At 47.2% G+C, this 20,073-nt stretch carries 16 protein-coding genes; 11 read left to right on the forward strand and 5 right to left on the reverse strand.

The annotated features are described in order from the left end of the window. The first annotated feature begins 190 nt into the window (after positions 1-190). From ACH3Y6_RS10260 to ACH3Y6_RS10270, 3 genes are all read left to right on the forward strand, one after another. On the forward strand, positions 191-1,063 hold the full coding sequence (locus ACH3Y6_RS10260; RefSeq protein WP_490835521.1) for an alpha/beta fold hydrolase: 873 nt from the start codon (positions 191-193) through the stop codon (positions 1,061-1,063). 460 nt (positions 1,064-1,523) lie between these two features. Further along, the gene (locus ACH3Y6_RS10265) at positions 1,524-1,817 is read left to right on the forward strand and encodes a nucleotidyltransferase family protein (RefSeq protein ID WP_490835522.1); all 294 of its coding nucleotides are present in this window, start codon (positions 1,524-1,526) and stop codon (positions 1,815-1,817) included. Continuing rightward, the gene (locus ACH3Y6_RS10270; protein WP_490835523.1) at positions 1,810-2,139 is read left to right on the forward strand and encodes a HepT-like ribonuclease domain-containing protein; all 330 of its coding nucleotides are present in this window, start codon (positions 1,810-1,812) and stop codon (positions 2,137-2,139) included. Before ACH3Y6_RS10265 ends, ACH3Y6_RS10270 begins: the two co-directional genes overlap by 8 nt. Before the next feature lie 560 nt (positions 2,140-2,699). Here the strand turns inward: ACH3Y6_RS10270 and ACH3Y6_RS10275 are convergent. Together ACH3Y6_RS10275 and trpS are read right to left on the reverse strand one after the other, a co-directional pair. Further along, positions 2,700-3,335, reverse strand: a complete 636-nt coding sequence (locus ACH3Y6_RS10275; RefSeq protein WP_490835524.1) for a deoxynucleoside kinase — start codon at positions 3,333-3,335, stop codon at positions 2,700-2,702. A 165-nt stretch (positions 3,336-3,500) separates the two neighbouring features. Continuing rightward, positions 3,501-4,511 carry a tryptophan--tRNA ligase gene (trpS, locus tag ACH3Y6_RS10280; protein WP_490835525.1) on the reverse strand — a complete coding sequence of 337 codons (1,011 nt, stop codon included), beginning with the start codon at positions 4,509-4,511 and terminating at the stop codon, positions 3,501-3,503. Between the two features lie 262 nt (positions 4,512-4,773). On the opposite strand from trpS, the gene recG reads away from it, so the two are divergent. The 3 genes from recG to ACH3Y6_RS10295 all read left to right on the forward strand — a co-directional run bounded on the left by recG (position 4,774) and on the right by ACH3Y6_RS10295 (position 11,793). Beyond that, complete coding sequence (recG, locus tag ACH3Y6_RS10285; RefSeq protein ID WP_490835526.1) at positions 4,774-6,885, forward strand: ATP-dependent DNA helicase RecG; 2,112 nt, start codon at positions 4,774-4,776, stop codon at positions 6,883-6,885. A 209-nt stretch (positions 6,886-7,094) separates the two neighbouring features. Further along, positions 7,095-10,763 (forward strand): DUF7948 domain-containing protein, encoded by a 3,669-nt coding sequence (locus ACH3Y6_RS10290; protein WP_490835527.1) that lies wholly within the window; start codon positions 7,095-7,097, stop codon positions 10,761-10,763. Between the two features lie 28 nt (positions 10,764-10,791). Then, a complete protein-coding gene (locus ACH3Y6_RS10295; RefSeq protein WP_490835528.1) occupies positions 10,792-11,793 on the forward strand; it encodes a PorP/SprF family type IX secretion system membrane protein in 1,002 nt (333 codons plus the stop codon). A 96-nt stretch (positions 11,794-11,889) separates the two neighbouring features. Here ACH3Y6_RS10295 and ACH3Y6_RS10300 read toward each other — a convergent pair whose 3' ends face one another. Next, complete coding sequence (locus ACH3Y6_RS10300; protein WP_490835529.1) at positions 11,890-12,672, reverse strand: hypothetical protein; 783 nt, start codon at positions 12,670-12,672, stop codon at positions 11,890-11,892. A 190-nt stretch (positions 12,673-12,862) separates the two neighbouring features. Here ACH3Y6_RS10300 and ACH3Y6_RS10305 point away from each other — a divergent pair, with 190 nt between their 5' ends. From ACH3Y6_RS10305 to ACH3Y6_RS10325, 5 genes are all read left to right on the forward strand, one after another. Further along, entirely contained in the window at positions 12,863-14,155 is a 1,293-nt protein-coding gene (locus ACH3Y6_RS10305) for an aminopeptidase P family protein (RefSeq protein WP_490835530.1), read from the forward strand. A 57-nt stretch (positions 14,156-14,212) separates the two neighbouring features. Next, positions 14,213-14,992: a CDP-alcohol phosphatidyltransferase family protein gene (locus ACH3Y6_RS10310; RefSeq protein ID WP_490835531.1), complete on the forward strand. Its 780-nt coding sequence runs from the start codon at positions 14,213-14,215 to the stop codon at positions 14,990-14,992. A 4-nt stretch (positions 14,993-14,996) separates the two neighbouring features. Continuing rightward, positions 14,997-15,245, forward strand: coding sequence for a phosphoribosylformylglycinamidine synthase subunit PurS (gene purS, locus ACH3Y6_RS10315; protein WP_490835532.1), 249 nt, complete (start codon positions 14,997-14,999; stop codon positions 15,243-15,245). A gap of 101 nt (positions 15,246-15,346) precedes the next feature. Further along, a complete protein-coding gene (rsmI, locus tag ACH3Y6_RS10320; protein ID WP_490835533.1) occupies positions 15,347-16,012 on the forward strand; it encodes a 16S rRNA (cytidine(1402)-2'-O)-methyltransferase in 666 nt (221 codons plus the stop codon). A gap of 137 nt (positions 16,013-16,149) precedes the next feature. Next, the gene (locus ACH3Y6_RS10325; RefSeq protein ID WP_490835534.1) at positions 16,150-18,018 is read left to right on the forward strand and encodes a M1 family metallopeptidase; all 1,869 of its coding nucleotides are present in this window, start codon (positions 16,150-16,152) and stop codon (positions 18,016-18,018) included. 302 nt (positions 18,019-18,320) lie between these two features. On the opposite strand, the gene rsmG is transcribed toward ACH3Y6_RS10325, so the two are convergent. Next, positions 18,321-18,965 (reverse strand): 16S rRNA (guanine(527)-N(7))-methyltransferase RsmG, encoded by a 645-nt coding sequence (rsmG, locus tag ACH3Y6_RS10330; RefSeq protein ID WP_490835535.1) that lies wholly within the window; start codon positions 18,963-18,965, stop codon positions 18,321-18,323. Beyond that, on the reverse strand, positions 18,935-20,059 hold the full coding sequence (locus ACH3Y6_RS10335) for a glycosyltransferase (RefSeq protein WP_490835536.1): 1,125 nt from the start codon (positions 20,057-20,059) through the stop codon (positions 18,935-18,937). The genes rsmG and ACH3Y6_RS10335 overlap by 31 nt, the downstream gene beginning before the upstream one ends. Positions 20,060-20,073 lie beyond the last annotated feature (14 nt).

Genomic DNA, 20,073 nt, shown 5'->3' on the forward strand with positions numbered 1-20,073 from the left:
CATAGCACAAAAAACTAAGTAAGAGTAATATCCTGCAACTCCATATATGCAATAACAGGATATACGCTTTGTTCACCTGTATAATAATAGCTGGCTGAAGGAATATAAATCTCCCTGTACTGAGTATTTTGTAATTCTAAGCGGAGGGTGCCCCGCTGGGGAGACCCTCCGGATAAGAAAATCAATGAATATGAAATCAATAAAAATTACCGGGCTAATAATACTGACGATACTGTCAACCCTTAGCTCCTTTGCTCAAGATAATTCAATTCCGTTTGGCAATAATCCCCAATCGGGTCATTACGCCAATGTGAACGGCATAAAAATGTATTATGAAGTGTATGGGAAAGGACAACCCTTGCTATTGATACATGGTAACGGCGGCTCTGTCAGAAGCAGTTCCAGCCAAATCCCCTTTTTCTCAAAACAGTACCATGTGATTGTTGTTGATAGCCGTGGGCAGGGCAAAACCAATGACAACAGCGATAGTCTGACTTATTCATTAATGACCGAAGATTACAATGCTTTACTGAATCATCTGAAGCTTGATTCAGTACTTGTTTTTGGCCAAAGTGATGGTGCTATTATTGGCCTGTTGTTAGCGGCCCGCCATCCTGAAAAAGTAAAAATGTTGGCGGCAATGTCGCCTAGTATTCGTCCTGATGATTCTGTATTCTATCCAGAAGCGGCAGCATTAAACCATCGATTTTTTGATAACCTCCAAAAAAAATCAATTGCGGGTGAACCCGGTGCTGAACGTGAATTTAAATTACAGAAATTGATGGCCTATCATCCACAGATCAGTGCTGATGAATTAAAAAAGATTAAAGCTCCTGTTTTAGTAATGACTTCTGACAGAGATTTGATCCGTCTGTCGCATATAATAGAAATATTCGAAGCTGTTCCAAATGCCAACTTATGTGTACTGCCCGGCTCTACTCATTTTGCAATTAAGCAAAACCCGGTTGCAGTTAATGAAACGCTTTACAGGTTTTTTACCGAACCTTTTATAATGCCCACATCAATAGGTTATTTGGAAAAAATATTTGAACAGTATAAATAAAATTAAGGGTAACTACAGTCAATAAAAGTATTTGCAAAAGCAGTCTTGACAATATAATATCAGCTATTTGCAGGCATCGGCAGTGACTGGGACTCAACGTTCAATGTTCAGCTTTTCCCTTCTTCGAAGGGTCTCCCCGGCGGGGGACCCTTCGCTTAGAATCACCGCTCTGTCATTGTTCCACACATTATAGCGCAGAAAACTAAGTAAGATCAATATCCTGCAACTCCAAATATGTAATAACAGGATATACGCCTTGTTCACCTGCAAAATAATAACAGGCTGAACTGTGCAAGTAGTCTTCCGGCAGTCCGCCTGCAGCAGTTGATTGCGGTTTATACACAGGGGAATTTGCGGTTCTAAGAAACGGAAGCCTGTATTGGGTGGTTGGTAGTGCTAAGCGTAGGATCCCCCGCCGGGGAGACGGAGAAGGAAACAAATAAAAAGGTATCTTTACATTGTGAAAGAATCGCAAAATATAATAGATTCATTAAAAAAGCTGAAGCCAGAGCTGACAAAGAAATATGCAGTAAGCTCTATCGGTCTTTTTGGCTCGGTTGTCAGGGAAGACTTCTCTCCGACAAATAGCGACATTGATATAATAGTCGATTTCTCAAAACCGATAGGTATAGAGTTTGTTGATCTGGCTGAATATCTTGAATCTGTTATAAATCGAAAAGTAGACCTGGTTTCCCAAAAAGGCATTAAACCAAAATATTTCGAGCAGATTCAAAAAGAAATAATTTATGTCTAAAAGAAGCACTGAACTACTCATAGAAGACATAATTGAATCTGGTAAAAAAATTATTAGATATACTGCAGCTTTATCGTTTGAACAATTCATAGCTGATGAAAAAACTATAGATGCAGTCGTGAGAAATTTTGAAATTATTGGCGAAGCTGCAAATCGTCTGCCTGAGGAATTTAAAGACGCACATTCAAATATTGATTGGTTCAGGATACGTGGCTTTCGAAACCGGATTGTACATGCTTATTTCGGAATCGACTACACCATTGTTTGGCACATAAAAGAAACCTACCTGCCTAATTTACTTTTACAATTGGAAGAACTGTAAAGAAGCAGCATTCTGCGCATAACATTGCATTTGCCAAAGCTGGGCAACAGAATATATTATCTCGGTTTTCCTTCCGCGAAGGGTCTCCCCGGCGGGAGACGCTTCGCTTAGTATCACCGCTCTACCACTGTTTCGTTTCACTCATCCGAGCACAGAAAATCAAGTTAGATCAATGTTCTGCAACTTCAAATATGTAATAACAGGATATACGCCTTGTTCACCCATATAATAATAGCAGGCTGAACTGTGCAGGTAGTCTTCCGGCAGTCCGCCTGCAGCAGTTGATTGCGGTTTATACACAGGGGAATTTGCAGTTCTAAGAAACGGAAGCCTGTATTGGGTGTTTGGTAATGCTAAGTGTAGGGTCCCCCGCTGGGGAGACCCTACGGGGAAGGAATAACCGTTTTGCAAAACTGGTAGGTGTACTTCTATAACAGTGAAGCGCTAAATTCAGGTTTTGTGCATCTAATGAAGGTTAGTCTCAAAAACCTGTCTTCGTAAAGCGGTAAACAGTTGCACCTGGAACTCACATTGTTTCTCAATCGTTACTTCAGCAGCTATCAAAACAACCCGAACAAAGTACTATCCACCTTACTGATAATATCCCCGAAATGTTCATCTGTTTCGGCAAATTTGTTCTTGTCGCAATCAATAATGAGTAAGGGACCTTCTTTGTAGCTGTCGATCCATTTATTATAATACTCGTTCAGCCGCTTCAGGTAATCCAGACGGATATTCTCTTCATATTCCCGTCCGCGTTTCTGTATCTGGGCCACCAGGGTGGGTACAGAGGCTTTCAGGTAGATCAGCAGGTCTGGTGGCTGTACCATGCTTTTCAGGGTCTGGAAAAAAAGGTAGTAATTATCAAAATCTCTTTTGCTCATCAGCCCCATTTCGTGGAGGTTCGGGGCGAAAATATTGGCATCCTCGTAGATGGTGCGGTCCTGTATCACGGTCTCGGTTCCATGATGGATCTCGAGCAACTGGTTCAGGCGGCTGTTCAGGAAGAATATCTGCAGGTTAAAACTCCACCGGGGCATATCCTCATAAAAATCCATGAGGTAGGGGTTATGGTCCACATCTTCGAACTGGGGAATCCAACGGTAATGTTTGCTCAGCATTTCCGTTAACGTGGTCTTTCCCGCGCCGATATTGCCGGCCACTGCAATGTGTTTTGGTTTTTTTGCCTTTGCCATAAAAATGAAAGTACGAAATACGCATATGAACTATGCGGTAATAGAAATATTTTTTTAACTTCTCATGCCAGTATCCAGCATCTAGCTTTGAGCCGCGAGCCACGAGCAACCAGTAACCAGAATCCAGTAACCAGAATCCAGTAACCAGAATCCAGAATCCAGCACCTAGTAATTCATCCCAACCGCCTGTCTTACCAGTTTCAGCGTTTCTGAGGCGCTGGCTCTGGCTTTATCGGCACCCTGCCGGATGATCCTCCCCAACAGTTCCTTGTTGTTCTGGATATCGGCTGCTTTCTCGCGGATAGGTTTGATGAAACCTGCCATATCCTCTGCCAGCTGTTTTTTCATGTCACCATACCGTATCACGCAGTTACCGCTGCTGCTGGCATTGAAGTCGTCCTCGAATTTTTTCACGGTATCCGGACTGCTTACCAGCCGCATCAAGGTGAACAGGTTCTCGATATAATCAGGTTTTACAGCATTGGGTTCAGCCGGCCCCTGGTCGGTCTTTGCTTTCATGATCTTTTTACGGATGCTCTCATCGTCATCCGCCAGGTACAGGGTGGCCATCTGATTCTCGCTTTTGCTCATTTTGCCATTGCCGTCAAGTCCCATGATGCGTACCAGTTCGCCGCCAAAATTAAAGGCATAGGGCATCGGGAATACTTCGCCATAACGGTAATTGAAGCGTTCGGCAAAGTTCCGGGCCATTTCCAAGTGTTGTTCCTGGTCTTTGCCCACCGGTACTTTCAGGGCACGGTGGATCAATATGTCTGAAGCCATCAAAACCGGATAAGTGAGCAGTCCCGCATTTACATTCTCTGGTTGCAGACGGACTTTCTCCTTAAAAGTCACGGTCTTTTCCAGCTCCCCTTTATAAGCCAGCATATTCAGGTACAGGTATAGTTCGGCTATTTCCGGAACATCGCTTTGAATATAAAGCGACACTTTTTCCGGGTCCAGTCCGCAGGCAATATTTTCAGCGATCACCCGGTGTACGCTGCTCTGCAGTTCCCGGGTATCGGGGTGTGTGGTAAGACTATGCCAGTTGGCCACAAAAAAATAACAGTTATAATCATCCTGCATCCGCACATAATTGCGCATAGCCCCGAAATAATTACCCAGGTGCAGGAACCCGGTGGGACGAATGCCGCTTAAAACAACCTCTTTTTCCATAGGCGCGAAGATAATATTAGTGGATGGGGAATGGTGAACGGGGAATGCTTTTTTTTAGGAGAGATCCACGGATGGCCGATTTTACTGGCATCCGGATCGGTCGATCAGCGTTCTGAACGTGACAGATAAACCATTTTGTGAGAGGTGTTTTTCAGGAAGTGTATGCGATAAATGCTGAATATGAATTTGTGTAAGGATATTTGTACCGATTCACGGATGCTTTGTTTATGAATCCTTTAATCCGCAATCCACTGATTTATTTTTGAACGAGATCGCCACCATATTAACTTCTCCCATCGAATACCTGAAAGGGGTGGGCCCCCTGCGTGCAGACTTGTTGAAAAAGGAACTGGAGATCTTCACGTTCGGTGATCTGCTGGATCATTTTCCCAACCGGCATATCGATAAGACCAAAGTCAGCCGTATCCGAGAGATCACGCCGCAGACAGAATATGCACAGTTGGCAGGTACGCTCATCAGTTATGAAACGATGGGGGCAGGAAGGGGCAAACGCCTGGTGGCCCAATTGCGCGATGCATCGGGCATACTGGAACTGACCTGGTTCCAGGGCATCAACTGGGTGGTGAAAGGTTTGCATGTAGGCAGTGATTACCTGGTGTTTGGCAAAACAGGGTTCTTTAATGGCAAACCCCAGATCGTGCACCCGGAAATAGAACCGTATGTGGCGGCAAAAGCGGGGGGCAAAGCTTACCTGGAGCCGGTGTATCCCACTACCGAAAAACTGAAGGCCAGAAGCTTTAATGGAAGACAGCTGGGCAAATTGACCTATACGTTGCTCACCCTGCTGCAACCCAAAGACCTGCCGGAAAATATTCCGCAGGAGATACTGGATAAGCTGCAACTGATGGGCCGTTTTGAAGCGTATCGCAACATACATTTCCCGGGCTCACCGGCTTTGGCCGATGCAGCGATGAAACGACTGAAGTTCGAAGAACTGTTCATCGCACAGGTAAGACTGAATCTGGTTCGATTGCAACGCCATCATACCAGCAAAGGGGTGGTATTTGAGAAAGTGGGCGATTATTTCAATACACTCTATGCCAACTACCTGCCATTTGAATTGACCGGCGCCCAGAAAAGGGTGTTGCGAGAGATCAGGACGGATACGGGTAAGGGCCACCAGATGAACCGTCTATTACAGGGCGATGTGGGCAGTGGCAAGACCATTGTGGCATTACTGAGCATGTTGCTGGCAGCAGACAACGGTTACCAGAGCTGTTTGATGGCACCCACAGAAATATTGGCACAGCAGCATTATACCGGATTGAGTGAACTCCTGAAAGATATGCCTGTTGAGATCGCTCTGCTTACCGGTAGTACCCGCGCGGCGGAAAGAAAACGTATTCTGAAAGGATTACTGGAGGATACGATCCATTTTGTGGTGGGTACCCATGCTGTGATAGAAGATGCGGTACAGTTCCGTAACCTGGGACTGGTGATCGTGGATGAACAGCACCGTTTCGGGGTGGCGCAGCGGGCCAAACTATGGGAGAAAGCGGCTGTTCCGCCACATGTACTGGTGATGACGGCAACCCCCATTCCGCGAACGCTGGCCATGACGGCTTATGGCGACCTGGACTACAGCATCATGGACGAGCTGCCACCCGGTAGGCAACCGGTCACCACGGTTCACCGTAACGAAACCGCCAGGGCCAATGTGATGGATTTTGTTCGATCAGAGATTGATAAAGGGCGGCAGGCATACTTTATCTATCCCCTGATCGAGGAAAGTGAGAAACTGAGTTATGAGGACCTGATGCAGGGATATGAACAGGTGAAAAGTTTTTTTCCGGAACCCAAATTCCATATCAGCATGGTGCATGGCCGGCAACCGGCCGAGCAGAAAGAGACCAATATGCAGCGTTTCGTAAAAGGCGATACGCAGATCATGGTGAGCACCACGGTGATAGAAGTGGGCGTGAATGTACCCAATGCCACGGTGATGGTGATCGAAAGCGCCGAGAAATTCGGCTTATCGCAATTGCACCAGCTACGCGGCAGGGTGGGCCGGGGCAGCGAAAAGAGTTTTTGCATTTTATTAACGGGTAGCTCAGCAAGCAAAGAGGCCCGCGAACGTATCAAAACAATGTGCGCTACCAATGATGGGTTCCGGATAGCCGAAAAGGACCTCGAGATCCGGGGTCCCGGCGATATTGAGGGTACCCGCCAGAGCGGTGCGCTCAATTTTAAGATCGCAAGTATTGTGAACGACAAGGAGCTGCTGGAACTGGCCCGGGCAGAAGCGGAAAAACTGGTGGAAGAAGATGTGGAGCTGTCCATGGCAAAGAATTTGCAGTTAAAGAACTTCCTGCAGTCGCAGAAACGGAAGCATGGGTGGGGGAAGATATCGTGAGTGGTGAGTGGTGAGTAGGGAGTGGTCAGTGAGTGGGCAATGGTGAATTGTCAATTGTGAATGGGCAGACCCCTATTGACAATTGACAACTCCCTACTCACCACTCACCACTCACTACTCCCAATTCTTAAAACTATCCTAACAATCTGAATTTTTGAACTTTATCATTGCACCGGACGTATATAAATCGTAACTTTTAAAAAAATAGTTTGGCTATACTGAAGACGATAGGAAGAATACTGGTATTGCTGCTGGTATCTGCAAATACCTTTTCCCAAAACAACCTTGAATTTATCGAGAATAAAGGGCAATGGGACAAGCAGATCCGTTTCAAGGGAGAGATGAGCACGGGGGCTTTTTTGCTGCAGGATAACGGTTACCGGGTGGTATTGTATAACAAGGACGACCTTACCCGTATCAGTGAATCAGTTCATAAACATGGGGTGAAACCGGTACAAAAGACACTCGGTACAAAGAATACATTGGAAAAAAGATTGCCCTTGCCATCTGAGCAGGAGCCTGTTTCCCCGGCATTGCGCGGGCATGTCTATGAGATGCGTTTTTTGCATGCCAACCCTGCTCCCGAGATCGTTCCGGACAAACCCCTGGAAACCTACGCCAACTATCTTATTGGTAATGATCCCTCCAAATGGGCCAGTAACTGTAAGACCTACCAGGCACTTACCTACAAAAATGTGTATCCCAATATCGATGTGCGTTACTATACCGCCAATGGCGTATTGAAATATGATATCATTGTGCATCCCGGCGGAAACCCTGCCAGTATTGCTATGTATTTTGACGGGGCTGAAAACCTGCGGGTAAAAGACGGTGCGCTGCAGATCAGGACCTCTGTGGAACTGGTGCAGGAAATGGCACCATATACGTATCAACTGATCGATAACAACCGCAAAGAAATTCCCTGCAGTTATGATGTGAAGAGTAATATTGTTCAGTTCAAGCTGGGAGCAGCCTATTCCCCCACGGCAACCATGGTGATAGACCCCTCGGTGGTATTCTCCACTTTTACGGGTAGTTCGGCTGATAACTGGGGGTATACGGCTACCTATGATGCCAGTGGTAATTTTTATGCCGGCGGTATTGTATTTGGAGGAAACAGAAGCTTCCCGGTAAGTAATGGTGCTTTTCAGCAAACCTACCAGGGTGGTAATACACAAACGGGAGAACCGGGTGGTTTTGATATTGGGATCATGAAATTCGATCCCACAGGTGCAAGGCGCATTTATGCCACCTATATCGGTGGTGCCACAGGTAATGAACAACCCCATAGCCTGGTGGTGGATGGGGCGGGTAACCTGGTGATCGCCGGTAGAACTACTTCTACCGACTATCCTGTTCAGGGCGCTTTAAAAACCTATGGCCCGCTGGGTGGCGGTTGGGACATAGTACTGACCAAACTGAATGCAGCCGGAACAGGGTTGGTGGGTTCGGTGCGTATTGGCGGTAAGGGAGATGATGGTGTGAATATCCGTCACAAATATCCTACCCTTGGAGCCGAATCGATCGACCGGAACTATGGTGATGATGCCCGAAGTGAAGTGATCCTGGACAATGCGGGTAATATTTTGTTTGCTTCCTGTACGCAATCGTCCAATTTCCCGGTCACTGCTGTTTCTGTACAAACCGGTTTGGGCGGTGTTAATGCCCAGAACCGTGCGCAGGATGCCGTTATCTTAAAACTGACACCGGACCTGAGCCAGGTACTTTTCAGCGTGATCGTTGGTGGTAATGATGATGATGCGGCCTTTGTACTGGCTATCAATCCCTTTACCAGCAATATTTTTGTAGCCGGCGCCACTGCCAGCAGTAATTTTCCGGGCGATAAGACCGGTGTCAAATATGCTGCCTACCAGGGTGGACTGAGTGATGGATTTGTTGCAGAATATACCAGTAACGGGGTGCCTGTAAGGACAGGCTTTTTTGGTACTGCCGGTATCGATGTGATCTATGGTATCCAGTTCGACCGTTTTGGTTTCCCCTATATTGCCGGTACCACTACCGGAAACTGGCCAGTGGTGAATGCTCCCTTTAACCAGGCCAATGGAAAACAGTTCATTGTAAAATTGAAACCGGATCTGTCCGATTACGTGTACTCCACCGTGTTTGGTTCGGGAAGTGCCAATCCTAATTTGTCGCCGACTGCCTTCCTCGTTGACAGGTGTGAGAATGTATATTATTCCGGTTGGGGAGGTTCCGTGAACATCGTCGAAAATTATCCCAACGCCGGAACCAATGGATTGCCTATTACCGCGGATGCATACCAGAAAGTAACGGATAATAGCGATTTCTACTTTTTTGTCATGGAGAAAGATGCCAAATCGCAGCTGTATGGAAGTTATTTCGGGCAGTTGGGTGGTTTCGGGGAACATGTAGATGGCGGAACCAGCCGCTTCGACAGAAATGGGGTCATCTACCAGGCCATGTGCGCCAACTGTAGTTCACCCAAGCCCAGGTTTCCTACCACACCGGGTGTATGGTCGCCCTACAACGGCTCGCAGAGCTGTAACCTGGCCGCAGTGAAAATTGCTTTCAACCTGGCGGGTATCGGTGCCGGAATACAGGCTTCTATCAACGGAGTGCCTCGTGATACTTCGGGTTGTGTGCCCATGACAGTGGTTTTCACAGATACGGTTGCCATGGGGAAAAAATATGTCTGGGATTTTAATGATGGCAGCGCTCCCGATACCACCACCGCACCAACGGTTACGCATACCTTCAACACCATCGGTATGTACCGGGTACGCCTGATATCGGTTGATTCGACCAGTTGCAATATTTCCGACACAGCCTATGTTACCATGCGGGTACGTGATGACGAGGCGGCACTGAAAATGGCGGCCGTAAAACTGCCGCCCTGTACCTTACTGGCCTATGAGTTCACCAATAATTCAGTGGCGAATAAACCATTTACCAATACCAGTTTCCGCTGGGATTTTGGCGATGGAACCACACAACCGGCCGGTTTGGGAAAAGTGACACATACCTATGCTTCGGCAGGAACCTACAATGTGCGTTTGGTATTGGTCGATACTAATTATTGCAATGCTCCCGACAGTATCACCCAACGCATACGGATCTCTACCAACGTAAAAGCGCAGTTCACAACACCGGCCAAAGGCTGTGCCCCATATACGGCCATGTTTGATAACACTTCTTTGGGAGGCAGCGATTTTATCTGGGATTTTGGTGATAGCACCACTTCTGCCGAACATGATCCCCAGCATGAATATACCCGAACAGGAGTATACCGGGTTCGGTTGATTGCCAATGATCCGAATACCTGTAACCAAACGGATACCTCGGCATATTTTACGATAACGGTCAATCCGAATCCCAGTTCTTCATTCACCTACACGCCCAATCCAACAGAACCCAATACAGCGGTGAGCTTTCTGAATGCCGCTGTGGGGGCAAGCAGTTACAAATGGCTGTTCGGCGATGGCGATACTTTGTTCACGATCAGTACTGATACAACGGTGCGCCACCTGTTCAACGCATCGGGCACGTATAATACCTGCCTGGTTGCCTACAACAATGCTGGTTGCAGTGATACCAGCTGTCAGCCGATTTCTGTTACGATCAACAGTTTACTGGATGTGCCCAATGCATTTTCTCCGAACGGAGACGGGCGCAACGATAAGATCTATGTGCGCGGTTATGGTATCGAACGGATGACCTGGACCATCTATAACCGCTGGGGAGCGGTGGTCTACAAGGGAACGGATCCATACGAAGGATGGGATGGTACTTATCAGGGAAAGATGCAGCCACAGGATGTGTATCATTATACCCTGGTGGTGGAATTCAGCAGTAAGGAACGGACAACGAAAAAAGGAGATATCACGCTATTGCGATAAGGTTATGCAGATAAGAAAGAAAATACAAATGGGATTGGTTGCTCTGCTGCTGGCAGGGACAGTTGATGCACAGGACCTGCATTTTTCGCAGTATTTCAATACGCCCATGCTGGTGAATCCGGCCAACACCGGTTTTAATCCGGATTACGATTTTCGGGTAGGGGGTAATTACCGGAACCAGTGGGCCAGCATAGGTGGCAATCCCTATCGTACCATGAGTGTATGGGCCGATACCAAATTATTTACCGATCGTTTCGAGAATGGCTGGCTTGGCGTGGGCGGTTCTATTTTAAAAGATGTGGCGGGCAGCGGCAGCTTATCATCCACCGGCGGTTTTGCCAGTGTTGCCTATCACCAGATGCTTGGCTACAATAGTTTGCTGAGCGGCGGGTTTTCACTCGGGTATGTATCCAAACGCATCGATCTCTCCAAACTCACTTTTGATAACCAGTGGAACGGAAGCTTCTTTGATGTTACCATTCCGCCCAATGAACCTTTTGCTTATAACAAAGTCAATTACCTGGATTTGCAGGTAGGCCTCAACTATGCCTATTTTGCTTCTGAGAATGTATATTTTAATGCCGGACTGAGTGTGATGCATATCAATCGCCCGCTGGAAAGTTTTTTTGATGCCACTGTTTCGGATAATCGCGTGCAAAGACGGTATACGGCATTTGTGAACAGCAGTATCAAAATACAGGATGTGTGGATCGTGAACCCGAATGTATATGTAAGTAAAATGGGCAACAGCTGGGAAACCGTTGTGGGTTTCAATGCCAATCGCGACCTTACCGGCGATGGGCTTTCCCAATTGATCATTGGACTCTATTACCGTAACAAGGATGCACTGATCCCCATGTTGGGTTACCAGGTAAATGATCTCAGGTTCACCATCAATTACGATGCAACGGTATCGAGCCTCAGCAGCTTTAACAGCACCAGGGGTGCTTATGAACTCTCTATTGTAAAAACCGGGATCTTCCCTTCCAGTGCAGGGAGATCGGTGCGATGCCCTACTGTTCGTTTTTAATTCCCCATCTGGCAAAATAAGAATAGGGTAGACATACAAGGATCATCCGGTGCATGCTACCCTATTCAGCTGATACGGGGGATAAGTATTCAGTTTTTACAGTGATGAGATCTCATTCCCGTCACTTCGGATGCTGTAATCTTCTTCTTTAAAATATTTACGGTACTTGTCGTTCACTTCTTTCGGTTGTTGGATGCCATTAATGTAGAGCTCCCCTTTTTTCACTTCTATCCGGTATCCCTTTTTCCGGTCGATCAGGCCATCTTTTTCCAGGTTCCCGGTAAACTCTTTTAACTGTGCGATCTCTTTTTTCGCTTTTTCAATACCTGCTTTGGCTTCAGACATGCCTTTCTCCACGTCTTTTTTGATCTTTTCCATATCGATCTTCGACTTCAGTCTGGCTTCACTTATTTCATCCTTAGCCCGGGCCATTTCCTTTTCGATCTGTTTCTTGTCGATCTCCTTCATTTTCTTTTCAGCTTCGCGCAGGGAACGTTCCACTTCGGTCCTGGTTTTTTCCCAATCTACTTTTGCAAGGGCGGTTTGCACTTCGCGGCTGATCTTCTCAAAATCGATCTTTTTCATTTCGTCCATGGCAGCTTTCAGTTCTTTGTCCATTTTGGCGAAATCGATATTCATGTTCCTGTTTAGTTCCTCTGCTGCGCGGTCCAGTTCTTTTGAGGCTTTATCGAGGTCCCCCACAGTATAATCCCTGTTCTGCGAATACTTTTTACGGGGTTTGCTGGTGTCATCCTGGTAATGAATGCTGTAAGGTTTTACCGGGATCTGGTTGTTCTCGGCGGTTTTCCAGGAAAGGGTGCCCAGGGTGACAACCGCTATTCCTGCCAGTGCCAGCCCGTTTTTTACTTGATGTTTCATAGTTGCATGGTTTAATAAACGAATTATTTCGTAGTAAATATACGAGTGAATTCGTAATTCAATATGCCGGTTAACATTTTTTTATTTATTTAACAAATACGTGAGAATACCTGAGCTGACCGTTTGTTCAAATATATTATGCGTATTCCTGCGGCTTAATTTTTATCTTGCGACATATCAACGAACCACTATGAAATATTTGCCGCTGAATCCGCAACTCTTTATCAATAACCGGAAAAGGTTTGTGAAAGAGATGTTGCCCAACAGCATTGCCATATTTGTGAGCAATGATGAGTTTCCTTCCAATGGCGATGCTCTTCACGCTTTCAAGCAGAATACCGATCTGTTCTGGCTGTCCGGTATTAACCAGGAAGATTCCATGGTGATCCTGTTCCCCGATAACCCGGATCCCAAATACCGTGAGGTGTTGGTGTTGGTTCGTCCCAACGAGCTGAAAGAGAAATGGGATGGTAAACGGTTGCGTGCAAAGGAAGCTGCTGAAATTTCAGGCATCCAGACCATTGTATGGCTGGATACGATTGATGCGCCTTTGCAGACCTGGGTTCACCTGGCGGATCATATTTACCTTGATACGAATGAAAACGACCGCAAAGCATCCCATATCCGCAGCCGCGAATACCGTTTTGTGGATGAGATGAAAGCGGCTTATCCGCTGCATTCGTTCCAGCGTGCCGCCAGGATCATGAAGCAGCTGCGCAGCATCAAGACCAAAGAAGAGATCGAAGTGGTGCAGAAAGCGATTGATATCACCGAAAACACTTTCCGCAGGCTGTTGCAGTTCATCAGGCCCGGTGTAACCGAATATGAGATCGAAGCCGAGATCTGGCATAGTTTTTTAAGCCAGCGTGCAACCGGTCCCGCCTACGGCAGCATCATTGCCAGCGGCGATAATGCCCGCACCCTGCACTATGTTTCCAACAATGCCGAATGTAAGGATGGCGAACTGATCCTGATGGATTTCGGTGCCGAATACGGTAATTACTGCGCCGACCTGACACGTACCGTTCCGGTGAACGGTAAATTCGGACGCAGGCAGAAAACGGTCTACAATGCCTGTCTGCATTTACATAACTATTGCAAAAGCATTCTCAAACCCGGTATATCCATTGTTGAATACACAGAAAAAGTAGGAGAGGAAGCCACCCAGCAGTTCCTGAAGATCGGCCTGCTGCGTAAATCGGATATTAAGAACGAAGATCCTGAGAACCGCGCTTACCGTAAATACCTGTATCACGGTATCTCGCACCATCTGGGCCTTGATGTGCACGACCTGGGAACCCGTACCGCACCCATACAGGCGGGGATGTTGTTTACCATTGAACCGGGTATTTATATTGAGGAAGAAAAAATGGGGATCCGTATTGAAAATAATTTCTGGATCACGAAGAATGGTAACATTGATTTAATGAAAAATATTCCGATCACGGTAGAAGAGATCGAAGCTTTGATGAAAAGAAAATAGTTGATTGTTCATGAACCATCTGCCCGCAATAGCATACCGGGTAGGGAACATGGACCAATGACCCCCAAACCAGGCATGAAACAGATCCCCAACCTATTTACCTTACTGAACCTGCTGGCCGGATGTCTGGCTATTGTTGCGATCATGCAGTCGGGCGTGACCCTTTCGGTGGACGCTAATGGCGAGAACCTGGTAGTGATACCTGAAAAGATCTGGCTTGCCAGCCTGTTCATAGGCCTGGCAGCTGTAGTTGATTTTCTGGACGGTTTTGTGGCACGTATACTGCAGGTGCCTTCCGAACTGGGTAAACAGCTGGATTCGCTGGCAGATACCGTGAGTTTTGGTGTGGCCCCGGGCCTGATCGCTTACCAGTTCCTGCGTTTGTGTTTTGCCCAACAGGCAGACGGATTGGATATCAGTACCCTCTGGTTATTACCTGCCTTCCTGCTTCCCTGTGCCGGTGCTTACCGCCTGGCACGTTTCAATATCGATCCATCACAGGGATATGGTTTCAAGGGTGTGCCCATACCTGCCGTTGGATTGTTATTTGCCTCTTTTCCGTTGATCTACTGGTATTCGGGTAGTGATTTCCTGATCAACCTGTTGCTGAATAAATGGTTCTGGTATGGCTCGGTACTGCTGTGCAGTTACCTGATGGTATCGCGTCTGCCCATGCTGGCGCTCAAGTTTTCCGGTATTACCACGCGCAAACTGCTCCCATTCCTCATCATAGCCCTGCTGGCACTGGCCAGTGGATTAAGTTTTGGCTGGCTGGCAGTTCCCATCGCATTTATTGCGTACGTAATTCTATCTTTGACCTTCAAACAACCCGAATAGTATCATGACCTATCATGTTCAGATCAAAGTAATGCCTTTGAAAGACCTGCTTGACCCACAGGGCAAAGCCGTATTGGGCGGATTGCAGAACCTGGGATTACATGCCGTAGCCGATGTGCGTGTTGGAAAACATATTACCCTCGATGTAGAAGCTTCCAGCGAAGCGGAAGCCAAACAGATAGCCGATGAGGCCAGCAAAAAATTACTGGCTAACCCGGTGATGGAGTTTTACGAGATCGAACTGATCAATTAATAGTATTCGCCAGGAGTCTGAACGGGTAGTTAAGAATGATCACTCAATCACTAACTACTCACTACTGACTACTCACTATTCATTCCTAACTGTTAACTCCCTTGCTATACCTTGTTCCCACACCGCTTGGTAACCTGAAAGACATCACGCTCCGTTCACTGGAAGTGCTGCAGCAGGTGGATGTGATCCTTTGTGAGGATACCAGGACTTCCGCCCGTTTGCTGAACCACTACCAGATACAGAAACCGGTATCGCCCTATCACCAGCATAATGAACATAAGATCGTTCAGCATATTGTTGATCAGCTGCGGGCCGGTAAGACGATGGCGCTGATCACCGATGCGGGTACGCCGGGTATTTCGGATCCCGCTTTCCTGCTGGTACGGGAATGTATCAAACAGGACGTGAAAGTGGAATGTCTGCCTGGCGCCACCGCTTTTGTGCCGGCGCTGGTGAACAGTGGCATACCTGGCAACCGCTTTGTGTTCGAAGGTTTCCTGCCCATTAAAAAAGGCAGACAGACCCTGTTGAAACAACTGGCAGAAGAGGAGCGCACCATGATCATCTACGAAAGCCCGATGCGACTGGTAAAGACGCTGGAAGAATTCATCACCTATTTTGGCGCCGAAAGACAGTGTTGTGTCAGTCGCGAGCTTACCAAACTGTTCGAAGAGAACAAACGGGGCACATTGCGCGAAGTGGCTGATCATTTCAAGGCAAAAGCCGTGAAAGGAGAGATCGTGATCGTTCTTGCCGGTAAGGAATAGCCCTTCCTGAACCAGGTTGCAGGTTGTTGACAGCAAGATGCAACCCCTGCCCGGTTTCTTTTGCCCATTGACCACTATTCTGCACTTTCTAAGCTGAATTTCCTGAAATTTACCCCTTCTAAAAATTTCCGCATCACATGAGCCAAAAACTATTGAAGGTTTTCTTACTATCGATTGCCGTTTCCCGGTTAACCACAGCCTTTGCCCAACCCGACCGTTGGCAGCAGCGCATCAAATACAATATCAATGTAGCTGTGGATGTGGCCACCAACCGTTTTACAGGAACGGAAAAACTGGAGTACACCAATAATTCGCCCGATACACTGGATAAAGTGTATTTCCATCTGTACTGGAATGCATTTCAGCCAGGCAGCAGTATGGATGTGCGCAGCAGGGAGCTGGGCAAGATACAGATAGCGGAACCCCGCCGGAACAGCGATGGTTTGGACTGGGATGCACGTGTGAAAGACCGTATCAGCAAACTCACGCCCGATCAAATCGGGTACCAGCGTGTCAGCAGTATCCGGATAGCTGGCGTGGAGCAAAAGCTGAAAGAACATGAGACTATCCTGGAAGTGTTACTCAGTAAACCCATTTTACCCAAAAGCAAAGTGCAGATGGACCTGGTGTTCGAAGCGCAAGTGCCTTTGCAGATACGCCGTAGCGGCCGTGATAATGCGGAGGGTATCCGTTACAGCATGAGCCAATGGTATCCGAAAATGGTGGAATACGACTACCAGGGCTGGAATGCCAATCCTTATATTGCCCGCGAGTTTTATGGCGTTTGGGGAGACTTTGATGTGAACATCACCATCGACAAGAATTATATGGTTACTGCCGGTGGCGACCTGATCAATGCCCATGAAGTGGGTTTTGGTTACCAGGCACCCGGAACCGTTGTAAAACCCGCTGCCGGTAATACCCTTACCTGGAAATGGCAGGCATATAATGTGCATGATTTTATGTGGGCTGCAGACCCTTCCTATAAGATGATTACACGTACCGTAAAAGATGGTCCGTTGATCCGTGTGGTATATAAAGCTGTGGACTCGCTGGAGACCCGCTGGCAGAAAATGGCAGACACTGCGGCCCTGGCTTACCCGATCATGGCAAAGACCTTTGGCGCCTATCCATACAAGACCTACACTTTTATACAGGGAGGCGACGGTGGCATGGAATATCCCATGGGAACCCTGCTGAAAAGTGCCAGCGTGGGCACTGCCATTCATGAGTGGATGCACAGCTGGTACCAGATGATGATGGGCAGTAACGAATCTTTATATCCCTGGATGGATGAAGGATTTACCGATTACGGCAGCACCCGGGTACTGGCCACTTTGCGGAACAGTAATGGCTTCTGGTATGCAGGTTCTTACCGTGGATATTTTGCATTGGCCAAAAGTGGTTACGAAGAACCAGCCAGTACGCATGCCGATCATTACAATACCAACTATGCTTATGCCAGTGCAGCGTATAGCAAAGGCGCTTTGTTCCTTTCGCAACTGGGTTATATCGTGAGCGATAGTGTGCGGGATAAGATACTGCTGTCCTATTATAACCAGTGGCGGTTCAAACATCCCAATCCCAACGATTTTGTGCGTGTGGCGGAAAAGCAAAGCGGTATGGAACTTGACTGGTTCAAAGAATACTGGATCAACAGCACCAAAACCATCGATTACGGCGTAGGTGATATTGCTGTAAAAGATGGTAAGACCCTGATCACCATCAGGCGCATAGGTAAAATGCCGATGCCGGTTGATGTATTGCTCACTTTCAAAGACGGCAGTAAGGAACTACATTATATACCATTGAACCTGATGTATGGAGAGAAGCCGGCAGAAGATGCCACACCCAGAACCGTTCATGAAGAATGGAAATGGACACATCCCGAATATGCTTTCGCCACTTCCCGGGGGATACAGGAGATTAAATCCATCGAGATCGATCCCAGCCTTCGTTTGGCGGATGTGAATAGGGTCAATAATAAACTTGTGATACCTGATTAATCCTCTTCCTGACCCATAATACTTCCTGCGCCTTAGGGCCTTTGCGAGCAATTATTTTTCTCGCAAAGGCCCTAAGGCGCGGTTGTTTTGAGCTATTCTAATCTTACGTTCATGGGAACAGATGAACAGATGAGCAAGGAACAAGGAACAAGAATCAAGGAACAAGGGGACAGATGAATGTTGCAGTAGGCCAACCTCTGCGTTGACTCACCGATCTCTGCGTCTCAGCAGTGAAGAGCGCCTGGAAGAATGAGCAAGTAATAAAAAATATCTCTAAGACAAAAGCCCAACAGCTGAAGACCCTATTTTGCCGCGTGGATCACATATTTCTCTTGAAAATATTCTTCCGGGAAGATCTTGAAGATCGGCATCATTTTGGGACGTAAACCACTTTCGAAAATTTCCTGGGTTAGGTCGCCGCCTTTCAAACAGATCAAACCGGAGGGCAGTGGTTTGCTATGGTCTTTTTTCAGCAGGGGGGCACTCCACTTCCAAAGGTCCTTCAGGGGGGCTACCGCGCGGGAGATGGCATAATCAAATTTTCGGTTTTTGATCTCTTCTGCCCGGGTATGCTGAACGGTGATGTTCCGGATATTGGCTCCTTCACAAACGGCTTCCACCACTTTGAGTTTTTTGGCGATACTGTCGACCAGATGAAACTTCACTTTCGGAAAAAATATTGCCAGCGGCACACCGGGAAAACCTCCTCCGCAACCGATATCAATGATCTGTGTGCCTGGCTCAAAATCTGCTATCGCCGCAATGCTGAGCGAATGCAGTACATGGTGCAGGTATATACTGTCGATATCTTTCCGCGAGATCACATTGATTCTGGCGTTCCATTCTTTGTACAACGCTTCCAGCGCTGTGAACTGTGCGATCTGCTCTTCGGTAAAATCGTCGAAGTATTTGAGGATCAATCCCAGTTTTTGCGGGGCGCTTTCCATATGGCAGGTAAGGTAAAAATGTAATAAAAGAACATCCAGATATCCAGCAACAGGAACCAGGGCCAGAGATCGGACTCATTCAGCCTCTTCATGCCCTTGTACAGGATCACCGCCTGTATCAGCAAACGGAAGCCGAACACGGCCAGTGCGATCCACCAGTTAAAGAAGATGATGGACAGGGCCAGTAAGGGATAGAGCAGGAATAAACTGAGTGAATACAGTCCCAACAGGAATTTATGTTTGGGCTTATAATAACGCCCCGTAGTGTAATGGCGGTATTTCTGCGTCATCCAGTCGCTCCAGCGTTTCTTGGGTTCACTCAGGGTATGCGCTTCCGGGTCGATCACCACTGCGGTATTTTCTGCGGTGGCCACCTGGTTGATGAACAGGTCATCATCGCCGCTGGGGATCTGGTTGATGGAGGAGAATCCCTTGTTGCGGAGAAACACTTCTTTCTTGTAACTCAGGTTCCTTCCCACACCCATATAAGGTGTTCCGGCAAGTGCATAAGAGAGGTATTGTAAAGCGGTATGAAAGGTTTCGAAACGGATCAGTTTGTTCAGGATCCCCGGACGTTTGTGGTAGGCACCATATCCCAGCACGATCTCGGTATCCTCATCATAGGCATCCTGCATTTTCTGCATCCAGAACTCCGAAGCGGGCGTACAATCTGCGTCTGTCAGTAACACGATTTCGTATTTGGCGCTTTTGATACCGATGGACAGGGGAAACTTTTTTCCGCTGATCATCTTGGCTTCCTGCGTAAGCTGTATATGGTTGATGTTCTTGAACGATTTCTGAAACTCTTCGATCACATATTTGCCTTCATCGGTAGAGTTATCGTTCACGATAACGATCTCATGTGTTGTCTTATAGTCCTGCACCAGCACACCCGGCAGGTTGCGGGTAAGGTTATCGGCCTCATCGCGGGCACAGATGATCACGGATACGGGATGCTCAAAATTGACATCCCTTGCCGGTTTCTTGAAAAAAGCCAGCCGTCTGAAGAAATACAGGTAATACATGACCTGTATGGCAATGACGGCGCAGAATACATAAAACAGTATAGTCCAGGTGATGGTTGGTATCATCATCCGGCAAAAATAGC

This window comes from Sediminibacterium sp. FW305-C-269 (genome assembly GCF_058231045.1).

Bases quoted from the DNA above. Each gene is read 5' to 3' on its own strand.
- ACH3Y6_RS10260 (WP_490835521.1), top strand. From the start codon at position 191: ATGAAATCAATAAAAATTACCGGGCTAATAATACTGACGATACTGTCA.
- ACH3Y6_RS10270 (WP_490835523.1), top strand. From the start codon at position 1,810: ATGTCTAAAAGAAGCACTGAACTACTCATAGAAGACATAATTGAATCT.
- ACH3Y6_RS10275 (WP_490835524.1), bottom strand. From the start codon at position 3,335: ATGGCAAAGGCAAAAAAACCAAAACACATTGCAGTGGCCGGCAATATC.
- trpS (WP_490835525.1), bottom strand. From the start codon at position 4,511: ATGGAAAAAGAGGTTGTTTTAAGCGGCATTCGTCCCACCGGGTTCCTG.
- ACH3Y6_RS10295 (WP_490835528.1), top strand. From the start codon at position 10,792: ATGGGATTGGTTGCTCTGCTGCTGGCAGGGACAGTTGATGCACAGGAC.
- ACH3Y6_RS10300 (WP_490835529.1), bottom strand. From the start codon at position 12,672: ATGAAACATCAAGTAAAAAACGGGCTGGCACTGGCAGGAATAGCGGTT.
- ACH3Y6_RS10305 (WP_490835530.1), top strand. From the start codon at position 12,863: ATGAAATATTTGCCGCTGAATCCGCAACTCTTTATCAATAACCGGAAA.
- ACH3Y6_RS10310 (WP_490835531.1), top strand. From the start codon at position 14,213: ATGACCCCCAAACCAGGCATGAAACAGATCCCCAACCTATTTACCTTA.
- purS (WP_490835532.1), top strand. From the start codon at position 14,997: ATGACCTATCATGTTCAGATCAAAGTAATGCCTTTGAAAGACCTGCTT.
- ACH3Y6_RS10325 (WP_490835534.1), top strand. From the start codon at position 16,150: ATGAGCCAAAAACTATTGAAGGTTTTCTTACTATCGATTGCCGTTTCC.
- rsmG (WP_490835535.1), bottom strand. From the start codon at position 18,965: ATGGAAAGCGCCCCGCAAAAACTGGGATTGATCCTCAAATACTTCGAC.
- ACH3Y6_RS10335 (WP_490835536.1), bottom strand. From the start codon at position 20,059: ATGATGATACCAACCATCACCTGGACTATACTGTTTTATGTATTCTGC.